6 protein-coding genes and 1 pseudogene are annotated in these 4,703 nt (G+C 30.0%); 3 read left to right on the top strand and 4 right to left on the bottom strand.

Annotated elements, in window-relative coordinates; translation table 11 throughout:
- A pseudogene (locus ACVC2P_RS06555) lies at positions 1-301 on the top strand (carboxypeptidase-like regulatory domain-containing protein); the annotation flags it as partial.
- 76 nt (positions 302-377) lie between these two features.
- Here ACVC2P_RS06555 and ACVC2P_RS06550 read toward each other — a convergent pair.
- The 3 genes from ACVC2P_RS06550 to ACVC2P_RS06540 are packed head-to-tail and all read right to left on the bottom strand — an operon-like array spanning position 378 to position 2,028.
- Positions 378-905 (bottom strand): SRPBCC family protein, encoded by a 528-nt coding sequence (locus ACVC2P_RS06550; RefSeq protein ID WP_452597674.1) that lies wholly within the window; start codon positions 903-905, stop codon positions 378-380.
- Positions 906-921: 16 nt separating this feature from the next.
- On the bottom strand, positions 922-1,329 hold the full coding sequence (locus ACVC2P_RS06545) for a VOC family protein (protein WP_452597673.1): 408 nt from the start codon (positions 1,327-1,329) through the stop codon (positions 922-924).
- Positions 1,330-1,374: 45 nt separating this feature from the next.
- Positions 1,375-2,028 (bottom strand): TrmH family RNA methyltransferase, encoded by a 654-nt coding sequence (locus ACVC2P_RS06540; protein WP_452597672.1) that lies wholly within the window; start codon positions 2,026-2,028, stop codon positions 1,375-1,377.
- 137 nt (positions 2,029-2,165) lie between these two features.
- Between ACVC2P_RS06540 and ACVC2P_RS06535 the strand changes: the two genes are divergently transcribed.
- Positions 2,166-2,843, top strand: coding sequence for an SIR2 family NAD-dependent protein deacylase (locus ACVC2P_RS06535; RefSeq protein WP_452597671.1), 678 nt, complete (start codon positions 2,166-2,168; stop codon positions 2,841-2,843).
- A gap of 46 nt (positions 2,844-2,889) precedes the next feature.
- Positions 2,890-3,831 (top strand): DUF4421 family protein, encoded by a 942-nt coding sequence (locus ACVC2P_RS06530; protein ID WP_452597670.1) that lies wholly within the window; start codon positions 2,890-2,892, stop codon positions 3,829-3,831.
- Positions 3,832-3,850: 19 nt separating this feature from the next.
- Here ACVC2P_RS06530 and ACVC2P_RS06525 read toward each other — a convergent pair.
- A partial coding sequence (locus ACVC2P_RS06525; protein WP_452597669.1) for a hypothetical protein occupies positions 3,851-4,703 on the bottom strand: 853 nt, incomplete at its 5' end.

Raw genomic sequence — 4,703 nt, 5'->3', positions numbered from 1 at the left:
TATATTTAATCCTTTAGATTTTTTATATAACACTTTTAGTAAAAAAGGAAAAGAGCTACGGAAACTAAAGAAAATGAAGCAAGATGATGAGATTAGAAATCTATTAGCTTCTCGTTTTGATAGAGAAATGCTTATGGTATTATTACAAGTTAACAAAGTAGATTTAGACGAAATAGTAGAACAATGTAATTACTCTAAAGATTTTGTAACGTCTGCTAACGATCTTCAAATATTAGATGCCATTAGTGAGTGTTATGAAGAATATAAAGTGTTAAGTCGTAATAAAAAAAAGAGACTATAAAACATAAAACAGCAAATAAAAAAGAGTGAAATTTAATAATTTCACTCTTTTTTTGCTTCCTTTTAAAATTATATTATTATTCTTCTAAAATAGCTTTTAAAGCTTCTAATCCTTCTTCAAAGTCTTTACCTACTGTTTTATCCATATTAAAAAATAAGAAGAAAATATTTGATGGTGGTTTATTTACTCCAGAAAACCCCCAAGTTACTTTTGTTAATCCATTCCCCATATCCTCTACCTTTGTAAAAGCATCAGACTGCGATTTCCAAGGTTTATAAAAGCGTAGCTGTGCCTCTATTGTTTCATTTTCTACAATACGTTTAATTTCCTGCTCTCCGGTACCAACATCTTTATTGCCTTCCCACTTAGATATAAACCCCACTTCTCCATCTGTTCCTATGTATTCCTGCATCATATCTGGATCTTTCTTTTTCCATGGAGACCAATCGTTTTGGTTTTTTATTAATTTTAAATACTGAAATACTTCGGGAAGTGGTTTATTAATAGAAATACTTCTTTCTACACTATACTTTTTAGGTGCTATGATTGCTAAAATAACGATTAGTACAATTATTGCAATAACAACATATAAAACTATCATCATAATATATTTATTTAAATTATTCGTTGCAACTTACCATCCACTGTATACCAAACGAATCTAATAGCATTCCAAACTTACCGCCCCAAAAAACAGTTTCAAAAGGCATAATCACCGTACCTCCTTCTATTAAACTAGAAAATACCGATTGTGCTTGCGCCTCATCATCTGCATTAAAACTTAAACTAAAGTTGTTTCCTATAGTCATCTGCTCTCCTATATTATCTGAAGCTAAAAGTGTACAGTCATTAAAAACTAAGGTTGCATGCATTATTAAATTTTTAGCAGATTCAGGATACTCAAAAGTACCTTCTGGAGCATCACTAAAACGCATGAACTCTGTTATTTCTCCATCGAAAACATCTTTGTAAAAATTAATAGCTTTTTCGCAATCTCCTTTAAAAGCGATATATGCATTTAGTTTCATAATATTTGGTTTTAGATTTCAGTATGTTTAAATGTACAAAAAATATTATTTAGAGTAGAATCTTTCAATAATCTCTTCGTAGCTTTTAATTGTTTTTTTACACCAATCTAATCGTTTTACTAACTGTTCTGTTTCTGTTAATTGCCAATCGATATTGGTTTGTTTAAGCTTTGTAGTAACGTGTTGTAATATAATGGCTGCGGAAACGGAAATGTTTAAACTTTCTGTAAATCCAGCCATAGGTATTTTTAAAAACACATCGGCTTCATCTAGAACTTCTTGAGATAAACCTTCTGTTTCTCTTCCAAAGAAAAAACAAGATTTTTTAGTAACATCAAAATCATGCAACATACAATCTTTAGTATGCGGTGTCGTTGCTACAACTTGATAACCTTCTGCTTTTACAGCTTTTAAACAATCTTTTATAGAGTGGTAACGATTTAAATCTACCCATTTTTGTGCACCCATTGCTATTTCTCTATCTATTCGTTTAGAGTTACGTTCTTCTACAATATTTACTTCTTGGATACCAAATATATCGCAACTTCTAATTACCGCACTTGTATTGTGTAATTGATAGACGTCTTCTGTAGCTACAGTAAAATGCTTGGTACGTTGCTGAATAACTGTATTAAATCGTGTTAAACGATTTTCGGTTAAATAAGATTCTAAATGTTTTAAAAGTGCTGTATCTGTCATTTATAATAGTATTTCGCTATATAGAAATGTTTTTAATTTTATCGAATGTAATAAAATTGTATGGATATTTTTAAGAATGTTTATTTTTATAAGCATTACTTATATATAAACTATATTACTCTTTTAATAAAATAAATATGAAACATATTGTTGTTTTAACTGGTGCTGGTATGAGTGCCGAAAGTGGCCTTAAAACATTTAGAGATGCCAATGGCTTATGGGAGGGGCATGATGTTATGGAAGTTGCTTCGCCTGGGGGTTTTGCTGCGAACCCAGAATTGGTATTAGAGTTTTATAACCAGCGCAGACAACAACTTTTAGAGGTACAGCCAAATACTGCGCATTATGATTTGGCTGCTTTAGAGCATGACTACAAGGTTACCATTGTTACACAAAATGTTGATGATTTACATGAGCGTGCAGGTAGCTCTAATGTAATACACTTACATGGCGAATTACTAAAAGTACGCCCCGTAAATAGTACAAATAATATTCTAGAATGGACCAAGCCTTTAAATCTTGGTGATTTAGATAGCAACGGTAACCAATTACGACCTCATATTGTTTGGTTTGGCGAAGCTGTGCCATTATTAGATAAAGCTATAGAGGTATGTAATACTGCAGATATTTTGGTTATTATTGGTACTTCAATGCAAGTTTATCCTGCTGCCAATTTAATTAATTTTGTTCCAGATAATACACCTATATACTTTATAGATCCCAATCCTGCTTTAGCAGATTCAAAAAACATCACAGTAATTACTAAAAATGCAACAGAAGGTGTAAAATCATTTATAGTTCTTATAACATCTTAATTATAATAGTTTTTTTTAAATTACGTTAAATATTGAAATTCTATTAATGAAATTAACCTTCTCTGCCTTTTTTATAGTATTCATCAGTTTTACAAATGCTCAGGATTTTGGCTCCATTGTTTCCTTCAAAGATAACATGTTGGTTAAGTTTAATATTAATACTCAAAACGAATCGTTTTCTATACAGGATAGTAATGAAGATAATTTTACGGTTACGGCCGATAATGTTTACAGAGTACAAGTATCTACAAACTATAAATTTTTAGGTTTAAGTGTAGGGTTTTCTCCTAGTAGCAGACGTTCCGATTTTAAATCGTCATTTAGAGAGTATCAGCTACGCTTATTTTTAAAGCAATGGATTCAGAATTTTCAATATAGAAAAGTACAAGGGTTTTATGATGAAGGCATTAACCCTAACGATGAGAGTTTACGGTTTCCGAATTTAAAAACTACTAATTGGGGAGGCGAAACGTCTTATGTTTTTAATTCTAAATTCTCATTACGTCATTTATTATATTTAAATGAGTGGCAACGCGAGAATTCTGGTAGTTTTATCCCTACGCTTAAATATGGCTTTAACAGACTTTCTGATAGGGTTGAAAATGAAAAATTCGTTCAAAATAACTTCGATATTTCTATTGCTCCACGTTATTATTACACTTGGATTGTAAAACGTAATTGGTTTGTTACGCCTTCTATTTCACCAGCTATTGGTTTGCGTTTTAGTACCGATAAATCTAGTGAAGGCGATATAAATAGTACCTATATTACTAAAGCTTTGGAAGTTGGCCTTCAGTTTGGTTATACATCTAGCAGAATAAGTGCTGGTGCGCGTTTTAATTTTGAATCGAACTCTGTAAACGAAGCTGTAAAACGTAACGTTATTAACGATAAAAGTTACGCCAGTATTTATTTTGGTTTCCGTTTTAATCCGCCGAGATATTTAGAGGAAAAAGTGGATTGGATAAATGATAGACTTGGGTTATAACTCATGACTTATTTAAGGATTAATTATATAAACTTTTTAAGTCTGTTCCATTTTTAAGTAACATTTCAAAATGCTCTGGACTATATTTGTTTTTATTTATTAACCTTTGTTCTATTAACTCTAATAACTCATTGTAAAAAGCCTCTCCTAGTACTAACCTGAATTTTTCTATTTCATAAATTTCTATTCCGTAATTTTTATTCTCTGCAAATGTTATTATACGATCTAAGAACAATGTTTTAGCTCCTGGCTCTGATTCTAATTGTACATTAATGTTCATTTTCACTAAAAGCTCTTCTTGAAAAGGGTTGAAAAAATAGAATAAAATGTAAGCTAAAAAATAATCTACAGGGGTTAAATCTGCTACTTCAAAGTAGCATAATTTAAGAAGTGCCTTATTAGATAATACCGTTTGCATTATTTTTAATACTCTATTTTTATGCAATTTATCTTCATATTGTTTTAAACATGTTAAAATTCTACTAGAAAAAACTAAAACATCACTACCATTTTCATCTAGTTCTTTTGCGCTATAGTTATTTTCTTTTTCAAAAAGATTTATAAAAATTGATATTAACTTGGAATGGTTAGATTTAAACAAAAATAGGTCTTCGTTTTCTACAAAGGATAATACTGTAGAAACATCCCAATTTATAGTATTAAAAAAATCAATAAATAAATCCCAGTACTTATCTTCATAAAAGATAAAATTTGTAGCTAATGCTTTTAAAACACTCCCATTATCTAGAGTATAAACAAAGTCTAAATTATTTGTTTCAATGGCTTCTAAAAAATATTTTTTATCATAATTTTTATTTAAAACTCCTACTAAATCTATCATTGTTTCTTTAGCTTCTACATAAACTTTATCC

This window comes from Pontimicrobium sp. MEBiC01747, assembly GCF_053601635.1.
The sequence above is the reverse complement of the archived record's forward strand: the minus strand, read 5'-3'. Positions and strand labels throughout refer to the sequence as shown.

What these genes read in the sequence shown, in the direction of transcription:
- ACVC2P_RS06550 (WP_452597674.1), bottom strand. Translation starts at nt 905, where the DNA reads ATGATGATAGTTTTATATGTTGTTATTGCAATAATTGTACTAATCGTT.
- ACVC2P_RS06545 (WP_452597673.1), bottom strand. Translation starts at nt 1,329, where the DNA reads ATGAAACTAAATGCATATATCGCTTTTAAAGGAGATTGCGAAAAAGCT.
- ACVC2P_RS06540 (WP_452597672.1), bottom strand. Translation starts at nt 2,028, where the DNA reads ATGACAGATACAGCACTTTTAAAACATTTAGAATCTTATTTAACCGAA.
- ACVC2P_RS06535 (WP_452597671.1), top strand. Translation starts at nt 2,166, where the DNA reads ATGAAACATATTGTTGTTTTAACTGGTGCTGGTATGAGTGCCGAAAGT.
- ACVC2P_RS06530 (WP_452597670.1), top strand. Translation starts at nt 2,890, where the DNA reads ATGAAATTAACCTTCTCTGCCTTTTTTATAGTATTCATCAGTTTTACA.